The sequence below is a fragment of the Klebsiella sp. KPN54798 genome (genome assembly GCF_021184225.1).
In the GTDB taxonomy this organism is placed as follows: Bacteria; Pseudomonadota; Gammaproteobacteria; order Enterobacterales; family Enterobacteriaceae; genus Klebsiella; species Klebsiella pneumoniae.
The window spans coordinates 4,304,598-4,326,480 of the sequence record NZ_CP089234.1; the positions used below are offsets into that span (position 1 = coordinate 4,304,598).

Consider the following 21,883-nt stretch of genomic DNA (forward strand, 5'->3'; position numbering starts at 1 on the left):
TTGAGCGGATGTATGATTTCGTGATTATCGGCGGCGGCATCATCGGCATGTCGACCGCCATGCAGTTAATTGAGATTTACCCGGACGCCCGCATTGCGCTGCTGGAAAAAGAGGCCGGCCCGGCCTGCCATCAGACTGGCCACAACAGCGGCGTGATCCACGCCGGGGTGTATTACACGCCCGGCAGCCTCAAGGCGCAGTTTTGCCTCGCCGGCAACCGCGCCACCAAGGCCTTTTGCGAGCAGAACGGCATCCGCTATGACGTCTGCGGCAAAATGCTGGTCGCCACCTCACCGCTGGAGATGGAGCGGATGCGCGCCCTGTGGGATCGCACCGCCGCCAACGGCCTGCAGCGCGAGTGGCTAAGCGCCGGGGAGCTACGCGAGCGCGAACCGAACATTACCGGGCTCGGCGGGATCTTCGTCCCTTCCAGCGGCATCGTCAGCTACCGCGAAGTGGCGGCGGCAATGGCGAAGAACTTCGAAGCGAAAGGCGGAACGATCGTCTACAACGCCGAAGTCAGCGCCCTGAAAGAACATGCCAGCGGCGTGGTGATCCGCACCCGCCAGGGCGGAGAATATGAGGCCTCGACGCTGATCGCCTGTTCGGGCTTGATGGCCGATCGGCTGGTAAAAATGCTCGGCGTCGACCCCGGGTTTATCATTTGTCCGTTCCGCGGCGAGTATTTCCAGCTGGCGCCGCAGCACAACCAGATCGTCAACCATTTGATCTATCCGATCCCCGATCCGGCGATGCCGTTCCTCGGCGTCCACCTGACCCGCATGATCGACGGCAGCGTCACCGTCGGCCCCAACGCCGTACTGGCTCTGAAGCGCGAAGGCTACCGCAAGCGCGATATCTCGCTGGCCGATACCCTGGAGATCCTCACCTCGCCCGGCATCCGCCGGGTACTGCAAAACAACCTGCGCTCCGGACTGGGCGAAATGAAGAATTCGCTGTGCAGAAGCGGCTATCTGCGGCTGGTGCAAAAATACTGCCCGAGCCTGACGCTGAGCGATTTACGCCCGTGGCCGGCCGGCGTGCGGGCGCAGGCCGTGTCGCCGCAGGGCAAGCTGATCGACGATTTTCTCTTCGTTACCACCGCGCGTTCGATACATACCTGCAATGCGCCATCGCCAGCGGCCACCTCCGCTATCCCGATCGGCGCGCATATCGTCAGCAAGGTGCAGAGCCTGCTGGCCAGCCAGAGCAATCCCGGACGCACGCTGCGTGCGGCACGTAGCGTGGAGACACTACACGCCGCTTTTACCCGTTAACCCCCCCTGAAGACAGGAAGCAATTATGCAACTCAACGATATGACACTGTTTCGCCAGCAGGCGCTGATCGATGGCCAGTGGCGCGATGCGCCCAACGGCGACGTGATTGCGGTCACCAACCCGGCCAACGGCGAGCAGCTCGGCAGCGTGCCGAAAATGGGCGCCGATGAAACCCGCGAAGCGATTGAAGCCGCCAATCGCGCCCTACCCGCCTGGCGCGCCCTGACCGCCAAAGAGCGGGCGAACATTCTGCGCCGCTGGTTCGATCTTATGATGGAGAATCAGGACGATCTCGCTCGCCTGATGACCCTCGAGCAGGGAAAACCGTTGGCGGAAGCCAAAGGCGAAATCAGCTACGCCGCCTCCTTTATTGAGTGGTTCGCCGAAGAAGGTAAGCGCATCTACGGCGACACCATTCCGGGCCACCAGGCCGACAAGCGCCTGCTGGTGATTAAGCAGCCCATCGGCGTTACCGCCGCCATCACCCCGTGGAACTTCCCGGCGGCGATGATCACCCGCAAAGCGGGCCCGGCGCTGGCCGCCGGCTGCACCATGGTCCTGAAACCGGCCAGCCAGACGCCGTTTTCCGCGCTGGCGCTGGCCGAACTGGCGAATCGCGCCGGGATCCCCGCCGGAGTATTCAACGTGGTCACCGGCTCCGCCGGCGCGGTCGGCGGCGAACTGACCAGCAACCCGCTGGTGCGCAAGCTCTCCTTTACCGGCTCTACCGAGATTGGCCGCCAGCTGATGGAGCAGTGCGCGAAAGACATCAAAAAAGTCTCCCTGGAGCTGGGCGGCAACGCGCCGTTTATCGTCTTTGACGATGCCGACCTCGATAAAGCCGTCGAGGGGGCGCTGGCGTCGAAGTTCCGCAACGCCGGGCAGACCTGTGTCTGCGCCAACCGCCTGTACGTCCAGGACGGGGTGTATGACCGTTTCGCCGAGAAGCTGCAGCAGGCGGTGGAAAAACTGCGCATTGGCGACGGCCTGCAGGACGGCGTCACCACCGGCCCGCTGATCGACGAGAAAGCCGTGGCCAAAGTTGAAGAACACATTGCCGATGCCATCGCCAAAGGCGCGAAGGTGGTCACCGGCGGCAAACCGCACGCCCTGGGTGGCAACTTCTTCCAGCCGACCATCCTGGTCAACGTTCCCGACAGCGCCAAAGTGGCGAAAGAGGAGACCTTCGGCCCGCTGGCCCCGCTGTTCCGCTTTAAAGATGAAGCCGACGTCATTGCTCAGGCCAACGATACCGAGTTCGGTCTCGCCGCCTATTTCTACGCCCGCGATCTGAGCCGCGTCTTCCGTGTCGGCGAAGCGCTGGAGTACGGCATAATCGGCATCAATACCGGCATTATCTCCACCGAAGTCGCGCCGTTCGGAGGCGTTAAGGCCTCCGGCCTCGGCCGCGAAGGGTCGAAGTACGGCATCGAAGATTACTTAGAAATCAAATATATGTGCATTGGCCTTTAACAGGAGCGACGGATGAACAGCAATAAAGCAATGATGGCGCGTCGCAGCGACGCGGTCCCGCGCGGCGTCGGCCAGATCCACCCTATCTTCGCCGAACGCGCGGAGAACTGCCGGGTGTGGGACGTGGAAGGCCGGGAATATCTCGATTTTGCCGGCGGTATCGCGGTGCTCAATACCGGCCACCTGCATCCGCAGGTTGTCGCCGCCGTCGAAGACCAGCTGAAAAAGCTGTCGCATACCTGCTTCCAGGTGCTGGCCTATGAGCCTTATCTGGCGCTGTGCGAAAAGATGAATCAAAAGGTGCCCGGTGATTTCGCCAAGAAAACCCTGCTGGTCACCACCGGGTCGGAAGCGGTGGAGAACGCGGTGAAGATCGCCCGCGCGGCAACCGGGCGCAGCGGCGCTATCGCCTTCACCGGCGCCTATCACGGCCGTACCCATTACACCCTGTCGCTGACCGGCAAAGTGAATCCTTACTCCGCCGGTATGGGCTTAATGCCGGGCCATGTCTATCGCGCCCTCTACCCGTGCGCGCTGCACGGCGTCAGTGATGACGAGGCGATCGCCAGCATCCATCGCATCTTCAAAAACGATGCCGCGCCGGAAGATATCGCCGCCATCATTATTGAGCCGGTGCAGGGTGAAGGCGGGTTCTATGCCGCCTCCCCGGCCTTTATGCAGCGCCTGCGCGCCCTGTGCGACGAGCACGGCATTATGCTCATCGCCGATGAGGTCCAGAGCGGCGCGGGCCGCACCGGTACCCTGTTCGCCATGGAGCAGATGGGCGTCGCGGCGGATATCACCACCTTCGCCAAATCCATCGCCGGCGGTTTCCCGCTGGCGGGCGTCACCGGCCGCGCGGAGGTGATGGACGCCATCGCCCCCGGCGGACTGGGCGGCACCTACGCCGGCAACCCCATCGCCTGCGCCGCAGCCCTGGCGGTATTACAGATTTTCGAGCAGGAGAATCTGCTGGAAAAAGCCAACCAGCTCGGCGACACCCTGCGCCAGGGCCTGCTGGCGATCGCTGAAGATCATCCGGAGATCGGCGACGTGCGCGGTCTGGGGGCGATGATCGCCATTGAGCTGTTTGAAGAGGGCGACCGCAGCAGGCCGAACGCCAGGCTGACGGCGGATATCGTCGCCCGCGCCCGCGACAAAGGCCTGATCCTGCTCTCCTGCGGGCCGTACTACAACGTGCTGCGCATCCTGGTGCCGCTGACCATCGAAGAGGCGCAGATCGAGCAGGGGCTCAAGATCATCGCCGACTGCTTTAGCGAGGCGAAACAGGCATAGAACAGAACACATGCGGAAGCGAAGTACGTTCGTAAGGGAATGAAGACGAGACCTGCAAAACAACAATAATACGCGTGCCCCGGCGCGGGAACGTCGGGGCGCTCTCCCAGGTGACACACTTCGAGAGGGTAAATGATGGGGCAACTGTCGCAATCACAGGATTTAGGGGCGGGGCTGAAGTCGCGCCACGTCACGATGTTATCTATCGCCGGGGTGATCGGCGCGAGTTTATTTGTCGGATCCAGCGTCGCCATTGCCGAGGCAGGCCCGGCGGTGCTGCTGGCCTATCTGTTTGCCGGGCTGCTGGTGGTGATGATTATGCGTATGCTGGCCGAAATGGCGGTCGCCACGCCGGATACCGGCTCCTTTTCCACCTACGCCGATAAAGCCATCGGCCGCTGGGCGGGGTATACCATCGGCTGGCTGTACTGGTGGTTCTGGGTCCTGGTTATTCCGCTGGAAGCCAATATCGCGGCGATTATTCTGCATTCGTGGGTGCCGGGCGTCCCGGTGTGGTTGTTCTCCCTGGTCATCACTCTCGCCCTCACCGGCAGTAACCTGCTGAGCGTCAAGAACTACGGCGAATTCGAGTTCTGGCTGGCGCTGTGCAAAGTGATCGCTATTCTGGCGTTTATCGTACTGGGCGCGGTCGCCATTACCGGCTTTTATCCCTATGCCGAAGTGAGCGGCATTTCGCGGCTGTGGGATCACGGCGGCTTTATGCCTAACGGCTTCGGCGCGGTGCTGAGCGCGATGCTGATCACCATGTTCTCGTTTATGGGCGCGGAGATCGTCACCATTGCCGCCGCCGAATCGGATACCCCGGATAAACATATCGTGCGCGCCACCAACTCGGTGATCTGGCGTATCTCTATTTTTTATCTGTGCTCGATCTTTATCGTCGTCGCCCTCATCCCATGGAATATGCCGGGGCTGAAGAGCATCGGCTCCTACCGCTCGGTGCTCGAGCTGCTGCATATTCCCTATGCCAAGCTGATTATGGACGGCGTGATCCTCCTGTCGGTCACCAGCTGTCTGAACTCGGCGCTGTATACCGCCTCGCGGATGCTCTACTCCCTGAGCCGTCGTGGCGATGCGCCGGCCATTATGGGCCGGACCAACCGCAGCAAAACGCCATACGTGGCGGTGCTGCTCTCTACCGGCGCGGCGTTCCTCACCGTAGTGGTGAACTACTATGCCCCCGCCAAGGTGTTTAAATTTCTCATCGACAGCTCTGGCGCCATCGCCCTGCTGGTCTATCTGGTGATCGCCGTTTCACAACTGCGGATGCGCAAAATCCTTCAGGCGCAAGGCGGCGAGATCCGTCTCAGAATGTGGCTCTATCCGTACCTGACCTGGCTGGTGATCGCCTTTATCACCTTCGTGCTGGTGGTGATGCTGTTTCGTCCGGCGCAGCAGCTGGAGGTGATCTCTACCGGCCTGTTAGCTCTGGGAATTATTTGTACGGTACCGATTATGTCACGCTGGAAAAAGCTGGTATTGTGGCAAAAACTGCCGCTGCAAAATACGCGTTAACCCTGTTCCCGGCGCCCGCCGGGAAGAGTATTCAGGAGTAAGAACATGACCGCCATTCCCCAGGCGACGGCCATTGACGGATACCGTTGGTTAAAAAACGACATCATCCGCGGGGTTTACCACCCCGATGAGAAGCTGCGGATGAGCCTGCTGACGTCACGCTATGGCCTGGGGGTCGGTCCGCTGCGCGAGGCGCTTTCGCAGCTGGTGGCCGAGCGGCTGGTGACGGTGGTCAATCAGAAAGGCTATCGGGTAGCGCCCATGTCGGAACAGGAGCTTCTCGATATCTTCGACGCGCGCGCCAACATGGAGGCCATGCTGGTGCGTCTCGCCATTGAACGCGGCGGCGACGAGTGGGAAGCCGAGCTGCTGGCCCGCGCCCATCTGCTCAACAAGCTGGAGTCGTGCGAAGCGAGTGAGCACCTACTCGATGAATGGGACCAGCGCCATCAGGCGTTTCACACCGCCATCGTCGCCGGCTGCGGTTCGCAGTATCTGCTGCAGATGCGCGAACGGCTGTTCGATCTGGCGGCGCGCTACCGCTTCATCTGGCTGCGCACCACCGTGCTGTCGGTGGAGATGCTGGAAGATAAGCATGTCCAGCATCAGACCCTGGTGGACGCTATTCTGGCGCGCGACGCCGAACAGGCCAGCGCGCTGATGCGTGAGCACTTACTGACTCCGATCCCGATTATTCAACAGGCGATGGCTGGCAAGCTGTCGCCGCAGGCAGGGTGAGTCAGATGGAGGGGTGGAAATTACGGGTATGGCGGCACGCATCTCCACGCCGCACGGGCGTGGAGAAATCGTATCCGTAGATCAATCAGGCTCGCAGGCGAACCGGTTCGCTGAAATCGTCGGCCGGTTCCAGCTTCAGATTAAAGGTGGTCAGCAGCGCTGCCGCGCGCTCGTGAAACTCGCGCAGCGTTTTTTCCAGTCTGTCGCTCACTTCCGGGTCGTCAATGTCGACCGCCTGCCATGATCCTTCCTTATTAAACAGGCCAAACTGGTAGCTATAGGTGAAACGTGACTCTTGTGCTTCCATTTCCATCCACCAGCCCCAGAATTCACGCTTCTCCGGTGCGGGCTTAACATTGACGCAAACTGCCAGGCAATCGAAAAAGAAACGGTTGTCATGGCACTGCTCTTCGCGAATGTAAGGCCCCAGCGCCGTGAATTTCTTGATCAACTTACTTTTCAGGTGTCCACTCGGTAACGTCATTGCGATCTCCTTTAGTGATGCAACTGTTTTACCAAACCAATAGAATTTAGCAATAAATTAACCAAATCTATGATTGATCCAGCGGGCGATCTGTCGCAATGCGTGATCAAAATTGCGATACACCGGGTTAAACGGGATCTCCAGCAGTTTGCCATCGGCAGATGACGAGGTGATTAACCGCGACTCCTCTTCGGGGCTGAACGGATCGTCCTTCCAGAAGCCGGAGAGCATCGGCGTCGGGCAACGGCGCCCCAGCAGTCCCTGGGTTTTTAACGAATAGCGGTTGAGCTCCACGCGTAGCGCTTCATCGGAGGCGTCATGCATGCCCAGCCGCGAAGCCAGCACGTCAAGATACATCTCCGGCACGCGCCCCTGATGCAGGGGATCCACCAGCAGACCATGAACGACCGGGCCCAGACAGGCTACAGCCTTCAGCCGCTGCGGCTCCAGATAGCCCAGACGCACCGCGATATTGGCGCCAAAGCGGAAGCCGAAAGCGGCGACCCGGGTATGGTCAATCCACGGCACATTTTCCAGATGGCGCAGCGCGTGCTGATGCAGCAGGCTGGTGTCCTGATTTAGCGTCCATTTTGACGAGAAGCCGATGGAGGGCATATCAATGGTCAGCATGGCAATGCCGAGCGGTGAGAAGTAGTTCTCATACAGGTTGTAATAATCGGTCTGCAGCGAGTCCAGCCCCCCGCACATCAGCACCGTCGGAAACGGCCCCTCGCCTTTCGGCATATGCAAAAAGCCGGTTATCGGCGAGCCGCCAGGGATGGTGAACTCCAGCTCGCGCAGCGAGCCCGGCAGCCGCTGGGCGGCTTCTTCATACGCCCGGTTGGCTAAAGCCTGCGCCTGTTCCGCCAGCTCATCGCCTTTAATATGCGGATAAGCGGCAATGCTATACAGGTTCGAGGCATGCAGCCAGTGGCGGCCGCTCAGCAAAGGATCGGCTTCCTGCCCGGCCTTTTGCTGCCACTGCATGGCTTCTTTCGCCCACTCGAAGATCCAGTTGCCGCCGCGATAGCCGATGACGGTATCGAACAGCTCAGGATCGGTTCGTTCGGCCTCGCTCATCACAATGCGCGCTTGCACATCGAGGATCTCCTGCGGAGTTACGCCGCGCCAGATCCACATCAAACGGTTGATCAGACGGTACCAGTGATCGACGTGATTGCCGCTCAGCGCCGACTGCATCGCCTGGGGTTTTCCGGCAGAAAACCGACGCACCAGCGTAGAAGTTTCGGGATGTTTGAAGCGAGGTTTAAACAGCGTTTCGCTGAGGTTAGCCTGTGACATGTGCAGTCTCCGTCGTAGTGCCACTCCGGATATTGTAACCTGCTAAAGGATAAAAAAAACCACGCCCGGCAAGCCGGGCGTGGTAAATAGCACTGTCCTGAAGAATTAACGACCTGCGATAGGCGGTACAAACACCACGCCCATATCCCACGGCTGTTCAATCCAGGTATCCTGCGGAATATCCACAACGTAATCGTCCACCAGCGGGCGGCCTGCCGGCTTGGCGAAAATGGTGACAAAGTGCGCTTTGGGATACATTTCGCGGATCGCCACGGCGGTACCGCCGGTATCCACCAGATCGTCGATGACGATAAAGCCTTCGCCATCGCCTTCCGCACGTTTCAGCACTTTCAGCTCGCGCTGGTTATCATGGTCGTAGCTGGAGATGCATACGGTATCAACATGACGAATGCCCAGTTCACGCGCCAGTAAGGCTCCCGGTACCAGTCCGCCGCGGCTAACGGCAATAATGCCTTTCCATTGCTCAACCGGCAGCAGACGGCTGGCCAGTTTGCGGGCGTGAATCTGCAACATGTCCCAGGTGACGACGTATTTTTCGCTCATGTGAAGTGTCCCAGCCTGTGTAATACGGCTTAAATAATGTTCGAGGGGGAAAATGGTTGCGCGAGATTATAGAGATCTGACGCACTAAAAACCAGTGTTAAGCGGTTTGCGCAACGCTTTTTGCGTTGTTTACACTACCTGCGGCGGTGGAAAGTGGTATTCTCAACCCCATCGCGCAAGCCCGGGCTTGTTGTGTATTTTAACGCTAACCCTCGTCCTGCAACCGCTGTATGCAGGAGTCTGTAAGGAGACTTACCGTGTCTGAACTGTCTCAACTATCCCCGCAGCCGCTTTGGGATATTTTTGCCAAGATTTGCTCCATCCCGCACCCGTCCTATCACGAAGCACAGCTCGCCGAGCACATTATGGGTTGGGCAAAAGAAAAAGGCTTACATGCGGAACGCGACCAGGTTGGCAACATTCTGATTCGTAAAGGCGCGACTGCCGGTATGGAAAACCGTAAGCCGGTAGCGCTGCAGGCGCACCTCGATATGGTGCCGCAGAAAAATAACGACACCGTCCACGACTTCGTTAAAGATCCGATCCAGCCGTACATTGACGGCGAATGGGTGAAAGCGCGCGGCACCACGCTGGGCGCGGACAACGGTATCGGAATGGCGTCCGCACTGGCGGTACTGGCCGACGATAGCGTCGCTCACGGCCCGCTGGAAGTGCTGCTGACCATGACCGAAGAAGCCGGCATGGACGGCGCGTTTGGTCTGCAGGCCAACTGGCTACAGGCCGATATCCTGATCAACACCGACTCCGAAGAAGAAGGCGAAATCTACATGGGTTGCGCCGGCGGGATCGATTTCACCTCTAACCTGGCGCTGACCCGCGAAGCGATTCCCGCCGGGTTCCAGAGCTTTAAAGTCACCTTAAAAGGGCTGAAAGGCGGCCACTCCGGCGGTGATATTCACCTTGGTCTGGGTAACGCCAACAAGCTGCTGTCGCGCTTCCTCGCCGGCCACGCCGATGAGCTGGATCTGCGTCTGGTCGATTTCAACGGCGGCACGTTGCGCAACGCCATCCCGCGTGAAGCTTACGCTACTGTCGCCGTCGCCGCGGATACAGCCGATGCGCTGAAAGCGCTGGTGAATACTTACCAGGCGCTGCTGAAAAACGAGCTGGAGGCCAAAGAGAAGAACCTGGTGGTGCTCGTGGAAGCGGTCGATAACGACAAAGCGGCGCTGACTCAGGCTTCCCGCGACACTTTCATCCGTCTGCTGAACGCCACGCCGAACGGGGTTATCCGCAACTCTGACGTGGCGAAAGGCGTCGTGGAAACTTCGCTGAACGTCGGCGTCGTCACCATGACCGATGACAACGTACAGATCCACTGCCTGATCCGCTCGCTGATCGACAGCGGCAAAGACTACGTGGTCAGCATGCTGGATTCTCTGGGTAAGCTGGCGGGGGCGAAAACCGAAGCCAAAGGCGCTTACCCTGGCTGGCAACCGGACGCCAATTCGCCGGTGATGCACCTGGTGCGCGAGACTTACCAGCGTCTGTTCAACAAGACGCCGAACATCCAGATCATTCACGCCGGTCTGGAATGCGGTCTGTTCAAAAAACCGTATCCGGAGATGGACATGGTCTCCATCGGGCCAACCATTACCGGTCCGCACTCCCCGGATGAGCAGGTCCATATCGAGAGCGTCGGTCAGTACTGGACGCTGCTGACCGAGCTGCTGAAAGCCATTCCGGCTAAATAAGCCCCACAACCGGCGGCGGCCCGCCGCCGGTTTTACCCAGCATCACCTTAGCGCCACGCGTTTTTCCATCCGGTAATTAATAAACCACTCCCCGCGCGCCGCCACCCGCTGCTCAGCCACCACCTTAAAACCATGGGCCGTAAAACAGGGCTTTGCGGTAATGCTGGCGTCCACCGTCAGGATTTGCGCTGGATACTGAGCGCAGAGCGCCTCGATAAGCGCGCCGCCGATACCCTGGCGGGCACGATCCGGCGAGACGAACAGCAAATCGATATGCGTCCCGATGGCGGTGATAAAGCCAACCGGCTGGCTGTTGACCACGGCCACCAGGCCGATTGAGTCGGCCAGCTTTTGTCGCCAGCGCGTCTCATCCACCTGCGCCCAGGCCGCGATCTGCCCCGGGGTATAGTCCCGACTGGCGGTTTCCCGCACCGCGCGCAGAAAGATCTGGCAGAGCAGTGGCAAATCGCTGTCGCGGTAAGCACGAATATGCATGGCTAAATCCCTAATAAAAGCTGCCTTTCCAGCTGCGGATCGAGCAACGTCACGTGGAGCCCAACCAGGCGCACGCCCCGTCCGCCGCGGCGCTCATCCCAGGCTTTGTGCGCGGTGGCGATCAGATCCTCTTTGTTCAGCCGGGGCCAGACGTGCTCCTGGGTGGTCAGCTGGAAATCATTGAATTTCAGTTTAATGCCCTGACGGGCGATCAGCAGATCAGGTTTGACCTTCGCCAGTCGCCTCTCCAGCTCGGGATAGAGGTTTTCGATAATCGCTTCGCACTCCGGCCATTCATGGATATCTTCCGCTAAGGTGCGCTCCACGCCCACCGATTTACGCTGCCGATCGTTATGAATTTCCCGCTCATCAATCCCGTGGCTGCGCTCCCACAGAATACGCCCGAATTTACCGAAGCGCTTAAGCAGCATGGCCAGATCGCTGTTCTGCACATCGCCACAGGTTCGCAGGCCCATATTTTCCAGCTTCGCTGCCGATACCTTCCCGACGCCGGGTATTTTCGCCAGCGGCAGCGCCCGCACAAACTCTGCCACCTGATGGGGGGCGATAACGAACTGGCCGTTGGGTTTATTCATATCTGAAGCGATTTTAGCGAGAAACTTCACCGGCGCCACCCCCGCCGAGGCGGTGAGGCGCAGCTCCCGTTCGATGGTCTGGCGGATCTCCTGGGCTATCAGGGTGGCTGACCCGTGACAATGCTCGCTGTCGCTGACGTCAAGATAGGCTTCATCCAGCGACAGCGGCTCAATGCGCGAGGTATAGCGGGAGAAAATTTCACGGATATGGTTCGAGGCTTCTTTGTAGGCATCGAAGCGGCCGGGAAGCAGCGTGAGATGCGGGCACAGCTTGAGCGCCGTCGCCGTCGGCATGGCGCTGCGCACGCCAAACTTACGCGCAGGATAGTTCGCGGTACTAATCACGCCACGTTGTACCCGACTGCCGCCTATCGCGAGGGGTATATCGCACAACGCTGGGTTGTCGCGCATCTCCACCGCCGCAAAGAAACAGTCCATATCGACATGGATAATTTTACGCATCGTCAGACTCAACACTGTATACCCATACAGCATAGCAAAATCAGATGCGAATTTTATGCTTTTTTTATTTCATCGGCTAAAAAAGCGGTTAAAACATAAATCTGCAATAAATCATGTTTATTTTCATTGAGTTAAAAGATAAATCAGGAAGATATAATCATGAAGAAAATACTTACCGCGCTTTGCCTGCTGGCCACAGCCGGCGCCTGGGCCGCTCCACAGCTGATAGCCCACCGCGGCGGCACCGGCGATGCGCCGGAAAATACCCTGCCGGCCATTAAGCTGGCGCTGGAGAATAACGCCGAAGCCATCTGGGTCACGGTGCAGTTAAGCCGCGACGGCGTACCGGTGCTCTACCGGTCAAGCGATCTTTCCGCATTGACCAATAGCGAGGGCAAAGTTTCCAGTTTGACCGCCGCCGAGCTGGCGAAAGTCGACGCCGGCTGGAAATGGGGGGATGACAGCCACCCATGGCGCGGTAAGCAGGCCACCATTCCGACCTTGCAAAGCGTTTTACAGCAATGGCCGCACACTTTTTTCTATATCGATATCAAATCTCCGGATGCCGATCCGACCGTGATGGGCCAGCGCCTGCTTGAAGTGTTAAAAACCACCGATAGCCTCGATCGCGTGCGGGTCTATTCCACCGAAGACCGCTATATCGCCGCCCTGCCGCCAGCCATCCCTCGCTTTGTCACTCGCAGTGAAACCCGCACCAGGCTTGCCAATATTTCGCTCAGCCATCAGTGCCAGCCAGCGAGTCAACGCGATGGTGAGCAGTGGTATGGCCTGGAGCTGAAGCGCAAAGTCGAGGTGGTGGAGAAATTCACCCTTGGCGAAGGGATCTCCCCGGCGACGCTCACCTGGGATAAAGAGGCAATGGATTGCTTCCGCTCGCAGGATAAAGCGCACATTATCTTCTTCGGCATCAACAGTGCGGAAGACTACCGCACGGCGATAGAACTGGGCGCCGACGGGGTGATGGTGGATTCTCCGGCGCAGGCGAAAAGCTGGCAGTAAGGGAGTCAACGGCCAAAAAGGCCGCGAAAGCGGCCTCACATTGCTGGCATGTTGTTGCCGGGTGGCGGCTGGCGCCTTACCCGGCCTACAAAACTGAAGCAGCAGACCCGGCCAGCGCAGCGCCGCCGGGCACGGAGCCGCTTTATGCCGGCTGGCGGCTGGCGCCTTACCCGGCCTACAAAACTGAAGCAGCAGGTCCGGCATGCGCAGCGCCGCCGGGCATTACAAAATACGCCGCTGCTGACGCTGCGCCTCGCGGGCGAGGCGCTTTTTACGCGCGTCGCACGGTTCCGGACAATCGCAGACTTTCTCCAGCCCCAGCGCGGAGATCCCACCGCAGCTGCCCTGGATGCTCTTGCGCTTCACCAGGTAGCCCAGCGACATGCCGAGGATCACCAGCGCAAAAATCACAAAGGTCGCGATAAATACCGTCAGCATCGTCAGCCTCCAAAGTCGTCGAGGAGAATATTCTCGTCCTCGACGCCCAGATCTTTGAGCATCTTAATTACCGCGGCGTTCATTACCGGCGGCCCACACATGTAGAACTCGCAGTCTTCCGGCGCCGGGTGATCGCGTAGATAGTTCTCGTACAGAACGTTATGGATAAAGCCGGTATGCCCGGTCCAGTTATCTTCCGGCAGCGGATCGGAGAGCGCAACGTGGAAGGTAAAGTTTGGATTGTCGCGCGCCAGCTGTTCAAACTCCTCATCGTAGAACATTTCGCGCAGCGAACGGGCGCCGTACCAGAAGCTGATTTTGCGCGTGCTGTGCAGGCGCTTGAGCTGGTCGAAAATATGCGAACGCATCGGCGCCATCCCGGCGCCGCCGCCGATAAACACCATCTCGGCGTCGGTTTCTTTAGCAAAGAACTCGCCAAACGGCCCGGAAATCGTCACCTTATCGCCCGGCTTCAGCGACCAGATATAGGATGACATGATCCCCGGCGGCGCATCCGGGACCTTCGGCGGCGGCGTCGCGATGCGCACGTTGAGCATAATGATGCCCTTCTCTTCCGGATAGTTAGCCATTGAGTAGGCGCGCAGGGTCGGCTCTTTCACCTCAGAGACATAGCGAAACAGGTTGAACTTATCCCAGTCTGAACGGTATTCATCGGGAACATCAAAATCTGCATAGGCCACTTTATGCGGCGGGCATTCAATCTGAATATAGCCCCCGGCGCGAAACGGCACCACCTCCCCCTCCGGGATCCGCAGCTTGAGCTCTTTAATGAAAGTGGCTTTGTTATCGTTAGAGATAACTTCACACTCCCATTTTTTGACGCCGAAAATCTCTTCCGGCAGTTCAATCTTCATGTTCTGCTTCACCGCCACCTGACAGGCCAGACGGCAACCGGCTTTGGCATCCCGCTTGGTAATATGCGAAAGCTCGGTCGGCAGGATATCCCCGCCGCCCTCTTTAACAGTTACCCGACACTGGCCGCAGGAGCCGCCGCCGCCGCAGGCGGAGGAGACGAAGATCCCGTTGCTGGACAGCGTGTTCAGCAGTTTGTCACCCGCCGGGGTGCGGATCTGTTTATCCGCTTCGTTATTGATCTCAATAACCACGTCGCCCGCGTTCACCAGCTTTGAGCGCGCTGCCAGGATAAGCCCCGACAGCACCAGCACAATCAGCGTGAACATCACGACGCCAAGAATAATTTCCATACTTATTCGCCCTTATAGCTGCACGCCGGAGAAGGACATAAAGCCCAGCGCCATTAGTCCGGTGGTGATAAAGGTGATCCCTAACCCGCGCAAACCGGCGGGCACGTTGGCGTACTTCATTTTTTCGCGGATCCCCGCCATCGCCACGATCGCCAGCATCCAGCCAATGCCGGAGCCGAAGCCGTAGACGATGGACTCCGGGAAGTTGTAATCGCGCTGCACCATGAACGACACGCCGCCGAAAATCGCACAGTTCACCGCAATCAGCGGCAGGAAGATGCCCAGCGCGTTGTACAGTGCCGGAAAATACTTATCGAGGATCATCTCGAGGATCTGCACCAGCGCGGCGATCACTCCGATAAAGGTGATGAAGTTAAGAAAGCTGAGATCCACCCCCTCAACCAGCGCGCCGTCGCGCAGCACCAGGTTATAGACCAGGTTATTGATTGGCACGGCAAGCCCCAGCACTACCGTCACCGCGACGCCGAGGCCGAAGGCGGTGGAGACCTTTTTCGACACCGCAAGAAAGGTGCACATCCCGAGGAAGAAGGCCAGCGCCATGTTCTCAACGAACACCGCGCGGACAAACAGGCTGATGTAATGAGCCATCACCGATTACTCCTTTTCCTGCTGCTCAGGCTTCCAGCTACGCAGGGCCCAGATCAGCAAACCGATAATGAAGAACGCGCTCGGCGCCAGCAGGAACAGGCCGTTCGGCTGATACCAGCCGCCGTTCTGCACCGTTTCCAGCACCGTGATACCGAACAGCTTGCCGCTACCGATAAGCTCGCGCAGGAAGCCGACGATAATCAGGATCGCGCCATAGCCGAGACCGTTGCCAATACCATCCATAAAGCTCGCCAGCGGCGGCGACTTCATGGCGTAGGCTTCGGCGCGGCCCATCACGATGCAGTTGGTGATGATAAGCCCGACGAATACCGACAGCTGTTTGGAGGTCTCATAGGCGAAAGCCCGCAGCAGCTGATCCACCACGATCACCAGCGAGGCGATGATCGCCATCTGCACGATGATGCGCACGCTATTGGGAATATGGTGGCGGATCATCGAGATAAACATGCTGGAGAACGCCGTCACCAGGGTCACCGCAATGGTCATCACGAAGGCGGTTTCCAGTTTGGTGGTTACCGCCAGTGCGGAGCAGACACCCAGCACCTGCAGGGCGATGGGGTTATTGGCGATGAGCGGCCCCACCAGCACGCGCTTCACCTCTTTCATATCGCTCTGTTCAGCCATTATTCAGCTCTCCCTCACGAACCTTTTTCAGGAACGGACCAAAGCCCAGTTCGCCCATCCAGAAATCAAAGCTATGCTGTACGCCATTGGACGTCAGCGTGGCGCCGGATAAACCGTCAACCGCGTGGAGATCGCCTGCGCGCGCGCCGCCTTTCACCACCTTCAGCGCCGGCATGCCGTTGTCATCCAGCACCTGCTTGCCGACAAACTGCTGGCGCCAGTTCGGGTTTTCCACCTCGCCGCCCAGCCCCGGCGTTTCGCCCTGATCGTAGTAAGTAATGCCTTTTACCGTGCGGCCATCGACGTCCAGCGCCACAAAGGCATACATCATCGACCACAGGCCGTTGCCATAAATGGGCAGCACCACCTGCTCAATCTTCTGCTGCGCGTCGCGCACCAGGTAAATTTCCGCCAGATTACTGCGTCGCTTTATACCAGCCGGATCCTGACTGGCATCCAGGGCCATACTCTGCTGCGGATCCTTCAGCGCCTGAGCCTGATTAAATTTACCCGGGTCTTTCTCCAGCAGTTCGCCGGTGGCCAGATTCACCAGTCGCGGGGTAATGCGCGCCGCGAAGGTGTCCGCTACCGCATCCGCATCCATACCGGGGTGCATCAGCCCTGACACTGCCAGGATATTGCGCTGCTTATCCAACGCCCGCTGCGCCTGCTGGCGGGATTTCAGCCCCACGGCCGAGCCCGCCACCACGATGGAGCAGACCAGACAAAGCACCAGCACCACCAGCAGCGTTTTGCCGATGCTATCGTTACTTTTCTTCTCAGCCACGCGACTTCCTCCGCTTAATATTGGCCTGCACCACCAGATAATCGAACAGCGGTGCGAAGAGGTTGGCGAAGAGGATCGCCAGCATCATCCCTTCCGGATAAGCCGGGTTCACCACGCGGATCAGCACGCACATCACGCCGATCAGCACGCCGTAACTCCATTTCCCTTTATCGGTAAACGAGGCGGATACCGGGTCCGTCGCCATAAACATCATCCCGAAGGCGAAACCGCCGAGCACCAGATGCCAGTACCATGGCATAGCGAACATCGGGTTGGTGTCGGAGCCGATAACGTTAAACAGGGTGGCGGTGGCGATCATGCCGATCATTACCCCGGCGACGATGCGCCAGGACGCGACGCGGCCAAAGAGGATGATCGCCCCGCCGATGAAGATCATCAGCGTTGACACTTCGCCAATTGAGCCGGGAATATTGCCGAGGAAGGCATCCATCCAGCTCACCGGCACGCCAGTCGCCACGTTCACCAGCGCTTCACCGCCGCCGCTGGCCCACTGGGAGAGCGGCGTGGCGCCGGAGAAACCGTCCGCCGCGGTCCATACGAGGTCGCCGGAAATCTGCGCCGGATAGGCGAAGAACAGGAACGCGCGCCCCGCCAGCGCCGGGTTGAGGAAGTTGCGCCCGGTGCCGCCAAAAATCTCTTTGGCGATCACCACGCCGAAGGAGATCCCCAGCGCCGCCTGCCACAGCGGCAGCGTGGGCGGCACAATCAGCGCGAAGAGAATAGAGGTAACGAAAAAACCTTCGTTAATCTCATGCTTGCGCACAATCGCGAACAGCACTTCCCAGAAGCCACCGACGATAAAAACGGTAATATAGATCGGCAGGAAGAAGACCGCGCCCAGGGTCATCATGCTCAGCCAGCCAGCGTCGGCACTGAAGCTCACCCCTAACCACTGGGCGACGCTGTAGTGCCAGTTGTTGGCGATCGCCTGCTGCAGCTGTTCGGCGCCGTATAGCTTGTGCAGCGCCGGAATGGTCTGCAGCCCAACGTTGTACATGCCCCAGAACATCGCCGGGAATACGGCAAACCACACGAGGATCATCATCCGCTTCAGGTCGATGGCGTCGCGCACGTGCGCCGCGCCGCGGGTTACCTGGCCCGGCGTGTAGAAGATGGTCGCCGCCGCCTCATACAGCGGGTAATATTTTTCCAGCTTGCCGCCATGCGTGAAATGCGGCTCAAGTTTCTCAATCAGGTGCTTTAAGCCCATCTCTTATCCTTCCTGCTCAATCCGGGTTAACACGCTGCGCAGCGCCGGGCCATATTCATACTTTCCAGGGCAAACATAGGTGCACAGCGCCAGATCTTCTTCATCCAGCTCCAGACAGCCCAGCGCCTGAGCGCTGTCGGTGTCTCCGGCCAGCAGATCGCGCAGCAGTATGGTCGGCAGGATATCCAGAGGCATCACCCGCTCGTAGTTGCCGATCGGCACCATCGCCCGCTCGCCGCCGTTGGTATCGGTGGAAAAATGAAAGCGCTTGCGCTTGAAGAAATGGCCCAGCGTGGTGCGGGTAATCGAGAATTTCTCTTTGCCCGGCATCACCCAGCCGAAGAGCTCTTTTTCCCGCCCTTCTTTGACCACGCTCACCTGCAGATGGAAGCGCCCCAGGAAGGCGTGAGGGCCATGGGCGCGGGCGCCGCTAAGCACCGAGCCGGAAATGACCCTGTTTTCCCCCTCCTGCAGCTCACCTGCCAGCAGATCCTCCAGGCTGGCGCCGAGCGTCGTTTTGACCAGCCGCGGAGATGTTACCTGCGGGCCGCCGAGCGCAATTATCCGTTCGCAGTAGAGCTCCCCGTCGAGGAAAAGCTTACCAATGGCGATCGCGTCCTGATAATTGAGGTGCCAGACCTGCTTATTCAGGCTCACCGGCTCCAGAAAGTGAATATGCGTTCCCGGCAGCCCCGCCGGGTGCGGCCCACTGAACTGATTGAAACAAACCTGGCCGAGAGGATGACCGCCCAGCTTGCCGCCGCTGGGCTGGCAGACGTGCACTTTCCCGTCGGTCAAGCGCGTGAGCACGGTAAGACCGGCGTCGAAGGCGGCACGTTCGGCCAGAATAATCGGCTGCGGCTCCGCCGCCAGCGGATTGGTGTCCATGGCGTTAACAAAGATAGCGGCGGGCGTGCTCCCCGGGAGCGGCGTTTTGCTGAACGGTCGGGTACGCAGCGCCGTCCATTGGCCCGACGCCAGCAGCTGCTGCTGTACGGTGTCGCGCGGCAGTTCGGCCAGCGCGTCCGCTGCGTAACGGGTAAACGCCACCGCGTCATTGCCCTCGATATCAATCACCACCGACTGCAACACGCGCCGTTCGCCGCGGTGAATCGCGCTGACGATCCCGCTCGCCGGGGCGGTAAAGCAGACGCCAGGGATCTTTTTATCTTCGAACAGGATCTGACCTTTTTTGACCCGATCGCCTTCTTTAACCGCCATCGCGGGGCGCATGCCAACGTACTCTTCGCCGAGTAGCGCGACGCGCTTCACCGCTGGCGCGGGAGAAATCTGCTGTAATGGCATGCCAGCTATGGGCAAATCCAGCCCTTTCGTGATTTTAATCATATCGTTAGCAGGTATCCGTAACCTCAACCCCGACGCAGGTCAGGGCCAGCTTATTGACAGAATGGCAGAGAAGAAAGGGCGAAACGGCGCCAGTAGCGCTCAGGACGGAAGAGAAGCATCCTTTCTTACTCTGATGATGAACCGGCGCAAGTGTAACATTTCGTGAGCGGCGGCTGTAGCGCAAGGGGCGATAAGTGCTTCTAAAATGCGAGCTATTGCGCAAAGTTCTCACTGTGTTTTCGTCGCTGGCAGGGTATAAAGTGAGGCTGATTTGTAAACGCCGCCACGTCGCCCTTGCGAAAAAATGCCGTGATGCTAATGTGAGCGCTCTAAATCCAGAAAACTCTGATTTCGGGTCTCTCTTGCCGTCCTGGCAATGTGGCTATTTTGTTTTATCAAGGAACAAGCAGTATGCGCAAAATCGCATTATTTATTGCGATGCTTCTGTTGCCGTGCGTGTCATTTGCCGGGCTGCTCAGCAGCAACAGCCCGACGACGCCGGTTAGCAAAGAATATAAGCAGCAATTAATGGGTTCACCGGTTTACATTGAGATCTTTAAAGAAGAGCGCATGCTCGACCTTTACGTCAAAATGGGTGAAACCTACCAGCTCCTCGACAGCTACCGGATCTGCAACTACTCCGGTGGCCTCGGTCCGAAACAGCGCCAGGGCGATTTCAAGAGTCCGGAAGGGTTCTATAACGTCACCCGCAGCCAGCTCAAACCCGACAGCCGCTTCTATAAAGCGATTAACATCGGCTTCCCGAACGCCTACGATCGCGCCCATGGTTATGAAGGGAAATACCTGATGATCCACGGCGACTGCGTCTCAGTCGGCTGCTACGCCATGACCGACAGCGGTATCGATGAGATCTTCCAGTTCGTGACCGGCGCCTTAGTCTTCGGCCAGCCAAGCGTGCAGGTGAGTATCTATCCGTTCCGCATGACCAACGCCAACATGGAACGCCACAAATACTCCTACTACGCGGATTTCTGGAAACAGCTCAAGCCAGGCTATGACTATTTCCAGCAGACCCACAAACCGCCGGTCGTATCAGTGACCGACGGCCGCTATGTGGTGAGCAAGCCGCTCAGCCACGAGGTTGTCCAGCCGCAGCTGGCCTCAAACTACACGCTCCCCGAGACAAAATAACGCCCACTCACCTGGCATGATCTTATGCCAGGTTTCATTGGCCGTCAGCGGCTGCGTGGCGATAACCGTGACCACATCGTTGGGTGTGGTCTCGCGTTGAAAGTCGATCTCCACATCCTGGTCCAGCAGTTTTGCCACGCCGAACGGCGCTCGCCGGGTGATCCAGTGCAGATTGGTCGAGCAGAACGCCATTACGTAGCGCCCGTCCGACAGCAGCATGTTGAACACCCCTTTCTCACGTAGTTCACCCGCGAGGGTGGCGATATACTTGAAAACGCCCAGCATATTGCCCGGCGTGCGCGGATAGCGCTCGGTTAAACGGTGCAGCAGCCAGCAAAACGCTTTTTCACTGTCGGTTTCACCTACCGGATGAAAATTACCGGTTTTCAGCGACTTATAGCCTTTTAGCTGCCCATTGTGCGCATAGGTCCAGTTGCGCCCCCACAGTTCGCGGGTGAAGGGATGGGTGTTCTCCAGGGCCACCCTCCCGCGGTTGGCCTGACGAATATGGGCGACGACGGAACAGGACTTAATGGGGTAATCCTGAACCAGTTTCGCGATCGGCGACTGAAAGCTCGGCTGGGGATCCTTGAATGTGCGACAGCCTTTACCTTCATAGAAGGTGATGCCCCAGCCGTCTTTATGCGGCCCCGTCCCGCCGCCGCGCTGCACCAGCCCGGTAAAGCTAAAACAGATATCGGTTGGCACATTGGCGCTCATCCCGAGCAGTTCGCACATAGATCACCTCACCCTCACAAATCACGACGGCGCCGGAGCGAGGCCACCGTCAACAGTACACACTCACCTGCCTGTTAGCCTTTCGCCATCTCTTTTTCGATCAGCATAATCAGAATGTGGATCACTTTGATATGGATCTCCTGGATGCGGTCGGCGTAGCCAAAGTGCGGCACGCGAATTTCCACATCAGCACTACCGGCCATTTTACCGCCGTCTTTACCGGTCAGGGTGATCACTTTCATCCCCTGCGCCCGCGCGGCCTCAATGGCCTTAATCACGTTGCCGGAGTTGCCAGACGTGGAGATACCGAGCAGCACATCGCCTGCGCGGCCAACGGATTCAACGTAGCGGGAGAACACATACTCATAGCCAAAATCATTGCTCACGCAGGAGAGGTGGCTGACGTCGGAGATCGCGATGGCCGGGTAACCCGGGCGGTTTTCGCGATAACGTCCGGTCAGCTCTTCCGCAAAATGCATCGCATCGCAATGGGAACCGCCGTTACCGCAGGACAGCACTTTCCCACCCGCCTTAAAGCTATCCGCCAGCAGGACAGCGGCACGCTGGATAGCATGGATATTAGCTTCGTCCTGCAGAAAGTTAGCCAGAGTTTCCGCGGCTTCGTTCAGTTCGTTACGAATAAGATCCTGGTACATGAGGATAATCCTTCAGTATGAGTGGAATAACCCCGGCAGTGTACCGGATAGCCGTCGAAGCGAGAAGCAGCAGGCAGCGTTATCCCTCGCTCTTT

The 21,883-nt window shown here is 58.8% G+C and carries 22 protein-coding genes; 8 read left to right on the top strand and 14 right to left on the bottom strand.

Going from position 1 to position 21,883, the window contains the following annotated elements:
* Window positions 1–8: 8 nt before the first annotated feature.
* The 5 genes from lhgO (at window position 9) to csiR (ending at window position 6,321) form a co-directional block, all read left to right on the top strand.
* Window positions 9–1,277: an L-2-hydroxyglutarate oxidase gene (lhgO, locus tag LPQ25_RS20745; protein WP_002889846.1), complete on the top strand. Its 1,269-nt coding sequence runs from the start codon at window positions 9–11 to the stop codon at window positions 1,275–1,277.
* A gap of 25 nt (window positions 1,278–1,302) precedes the next feature.
* Window positions 1,303–2,751, top strand: a complete 1,449-nt coding sequence (gabD, locus tag LPQ25_RS20750) for an NADP-dependent succinate-semialdehyde dehydrogenase (RefSeq protein ID WP_002889845.1) — start codon at window positions 1,303–1,305, stop codon at window positions 2,749–2,751.
* Window positions 2,752–2,763: 12 nt separating this feature from the next.
* Window positions 2,764–4,047 (top strand): 4-aminobutyrate--2-oxoglutarate transaminase, encoded by a 1,284-nt coding sequence (gene gabT, locus LPQ25_RS20755; protein ID WP_004147193.1) that lies wholly within the window; start codon window positions 2,764–2,766, stop codon window positions 4,045–4,047.
* 135 nt (window positions 4,048–4,182) lie between these two features.
* Window positions 4,183–5,583 (top strand): GABA permease, encoded by a 1,401-nt coding sequence (gene gabP / locus LPQ25_RS20760; RefSeq protein WP_002889795.1) that lies wholly within the window; start codon window positions 4,183–4,185, stop codon window positions 5,581–5,583.
* A gap of 45 nt (window positions 5,584–5,628) precedes the next feature.
* Complete coding sequence (gene csiR / locus LPQ25_RS20765; protein ID WP_004213891.1) at window positions 5,629–6,321, top strand: DNA-binding transcriptional regulator CsiR; 693 nt, start codon at window positions 5,629–5,631, stop codon at window positions 6,319–6,321.
* An 85-nt stretch (window positions 6,322–6,406) separates the two neighbouring features.
* Here csiR and crl read toward each other — a convergent pair whose 3' ends face one another.
* From crl to gpt, 3 genes are all read right to left on the bottom strand, one after another.
* Window positions 6,407–6,805 carry a sigma factor-binding protein Crl gene (crl, locus tag LPQ25_RS20770; protein WP_002889793.1) on the bottom strand — a complete coding sequence of 133 codons (399 nt, stop codon included), beginning with the start codon at window positions 6,803–6,805 and terminating at the stop codon, window positions 6,407–6,409.
* Window positions 6,806–6,862: 57 nt separating this feature from the next.
* Complete coding sequence (gene frsA / locus LPQ25_RS20775) at window positions 6,863–8,107, bottom strand: esterase FrsA (protein WP_002889742.1); 1,245 nt, start codon at window positions 8,105–8,107, stop codon at window positions 6,863–6,865.
* Window positions 8,108–8,212: 105 nt separating this feature from the next.
* A complete protein-coding gene (gene gpt, locus LPQ25_RS20780) occupies window positions 8,213–8,671 on the bottom strand; it encodes a xanthine phosphoribosyltransferase (RefSeq protein WP_002889733.1) in 459 nt (152 codons plus the stop codon).
* A gap of 257 nt (window positions 8,672–8,928) precedes the next feature.
* On the opposite strand from gpt, the gene pepD reads away from it, so the two are divergent.
* Window positions 8,929–10,386, top strand: coding sequence for a cytosol nonspecific dipeptidase (pepD, locus tag LPQ25_RS20785; protein WP_012737439.1), 1,458 nt, complete (start codon window positions 8,929–8,931; stop codon window positions 10,384–10,386).
* A gap of 42 nt (window positions 10,387–10,428) precedes the next feature.
* Here pepD and LPQ25_RS20790 read toward each other — a convergent pair whose 3' ends face one another.
* Together LPQ25_RS20790 and dinB are read right to left on the bottom strand one after the other, a co-directional pair.
* A complete protein-coding gene (locus tag LPQ25_RS20790) occupies window positions 10,429–10,881 on the bottom strand; it encodes a GNAT family N-acetyltransferase (protein ID WP_004145818.1) in 453 nt (150 codons plus the stop codon).
* Between the two features lie 2 nt (window positions 10,882–10,883).
* Entirely contained in the window at window positions 10,884–11,939 is a 1,056-nt protein-coding gene (gene dinB, locus LPQ25_RS20795; protein WP_012737438.1) for a DNA polymerase IV, read from the bottom strand.
* Window positions 11,940–12,098: 159 nt separating this feature from the next.
* Here dinB and LPQ25_RS20800 point away from each other — a divergent pair, with 159 nt between their 5' ends.
* The gene (locus tag LPQ25_RS20800) at window positions 12,099–12,959 is read left to right on the top strand and encodes a glycerophosphodiester phosphodiesterase family protein (protein ID WP_002889724.1); all 861 of its coding nucleotides are present in this window, start codon (window positions 12,099–12,101) and stop codon (window positions 12,957–12,959) included.
* A 222-nt stretch (window positions 12,960–13,181) separates the two neighbouring features.
* On the opposite strand, the gene nqrM is transcribed toward LPQ25_RS20800, so the two are convergent.
* Genes nqrM through LPQ25_RS20835 form a run of 7 tightly spaced genes read right to left on the bottom strand, consistent with a single transcriptional unit; the run spans window position 13,182 to window position 19,242 of the window.
* Complete coding sequence (gene nqrM / locus LPQ25_RS20805; protein ID WP_002889722.1) at window positions 13,182–13,397, bottom strand: (Na+)-NQR maturation NqrM; 216 nt, start codon at window positions 13,395–13,397, stop codon at window positions 13,182–13,184.
* Between the two features lie 2 nt (window positions 13,398–13,399).
* Complete coding sequence (gene nqrF / locus LPQ25_RS20810) at window positions 13,400–14,623, bottom strand: NADH:ubiquinone reductase (Na(+)-transporting) subunit F (protein WP_002889720.1); 1,224 nt, start codon at window positions 14,621–14,623, stop codon at window positions 13,400–13,402.
* Between the two features lie 12 nt (window positions 14,624–14,635).
* Window positions 14,636–15,232: an NADH:ubiquinone reductase (Na(+)-transporting) subunit E gene (nqrE, locus tag LPQ25_RS20815; RefSeq protein ID WP_004177335.1), complete on the bottom strand. Its 597-nt coding sequence runs from the start codon at window positions 15,230–15,232 to the stop codon at window positions 14,636–14,638.
* 6 nt (window positions 15,233–15,238) lie between these two features.
* Entirely contained in the window at window positions 15,239–15,877 is a 639-nt protein-coding gene (locus tag LPQ25_RS20820; RefSeq protein ID WP_002889716.1) for an NADH:ubiquinone reductase (Na(+)-transporting) subunit D, read from the bottom strand.
* The gene (locus tag LPQ25_RS20825) at window positions 15,870–16,664 is read right to left on the bottom strand and encodes a Na(+)-translocating NADH-quinone reductase subunit C (protein ID WP_004177336.1); all 795 of its coding nucleotides are present in this window, start codon (window positions 16,662–16,664) and stop codon (window positions 15,870–15,872) included. The genes LPQ25_RS20820 and LPQ25_RS20825 overlap by 8 nt, the downstream gene beginning before the upstream one ends.
* Window positions 16,657–17,895: an NADH:ubiquinone reductase (Na(+)-transporting) subunit B gene (locus LPQ25_RS20830; protein ID WP_004147186.1), complete on the bottom strand. Its 1,239-nt coding sequence runs from the start codon at window positions 17,893–17,895 to the stop codon at window positions 16,657–16,659. The genes LPQ25_RS20825 and LPQ25_RS20830 overlap by 8 nt, the downstream gene beginning before the upstream one ends.
* Before the next feature lie 3 nt (window positions 17,896–17,898).
* Window positions 17,899–19,242, bottom strand: a complete 1,344-nt coding sequence (locus LPQ25_RS20835) for a Na(+)-translocating NADH-quinone reductase subunit A (protein ID WP_002889702.1) — start codon at window positions 19,240–19,242, stop codon at window positions 17,899–17,901.
* Window positions 19,243–19,653: 411 nt separating this feature from the next.
* Here LPQ25_RS20835 and dpaA point away from each other — a divergent pair, with 411 nt between their 5' ends.
* Window positions 19,654–20,394: a peptidoglycan meso-diaminopimelic acid protein amidase gene (gene dpaA / locus LPQ25_RS20840; protein WP_002889699.1), complete on the top strand. Its 741-nt coding sequence runs from the start codon at window positions 19,654–19,656 to the stop codon at window positions 20,392–20,394.
* Here the strand turns inward: dpaA and LPQ25_RS20845 are convergent.
* Together LPQ25_RS20845 and lpcA are read right to left on the bottom strand one after the other, a co-directional pair.
* Window positions 20,365–21,132 carry a class II glutamine amidotransferase gene (locus LPQ25_RS20845; RefSeq protein ID WP_002889696.1) on the bottom strand — a complete coding sequence of 256 codons (768 nt, stop codon included), beginning with the start codon at window positions 21,130–21,132 and terminating at the stop codon, window positions 20,365–20,367. The two genes, dpaA and LPQ25_RS20845, sit on opposite strands and share 30 nt — an antisense overlap.
* A gap of 74 nt (window positions 21,133–21,206) precedes the next feature.
* Entirely contained in the window at window positions 21,207–21,788 is a 582-nt protein-coding gene (lpcA, locus tag LPQ25_RS20850) for a D-sedoheptulose 7-phosphate isomerase (protein WP_004145825.1), read from the bottom strand.
* Window positions 21,789–21,883 lie beyond the last annotated feature (95 nt).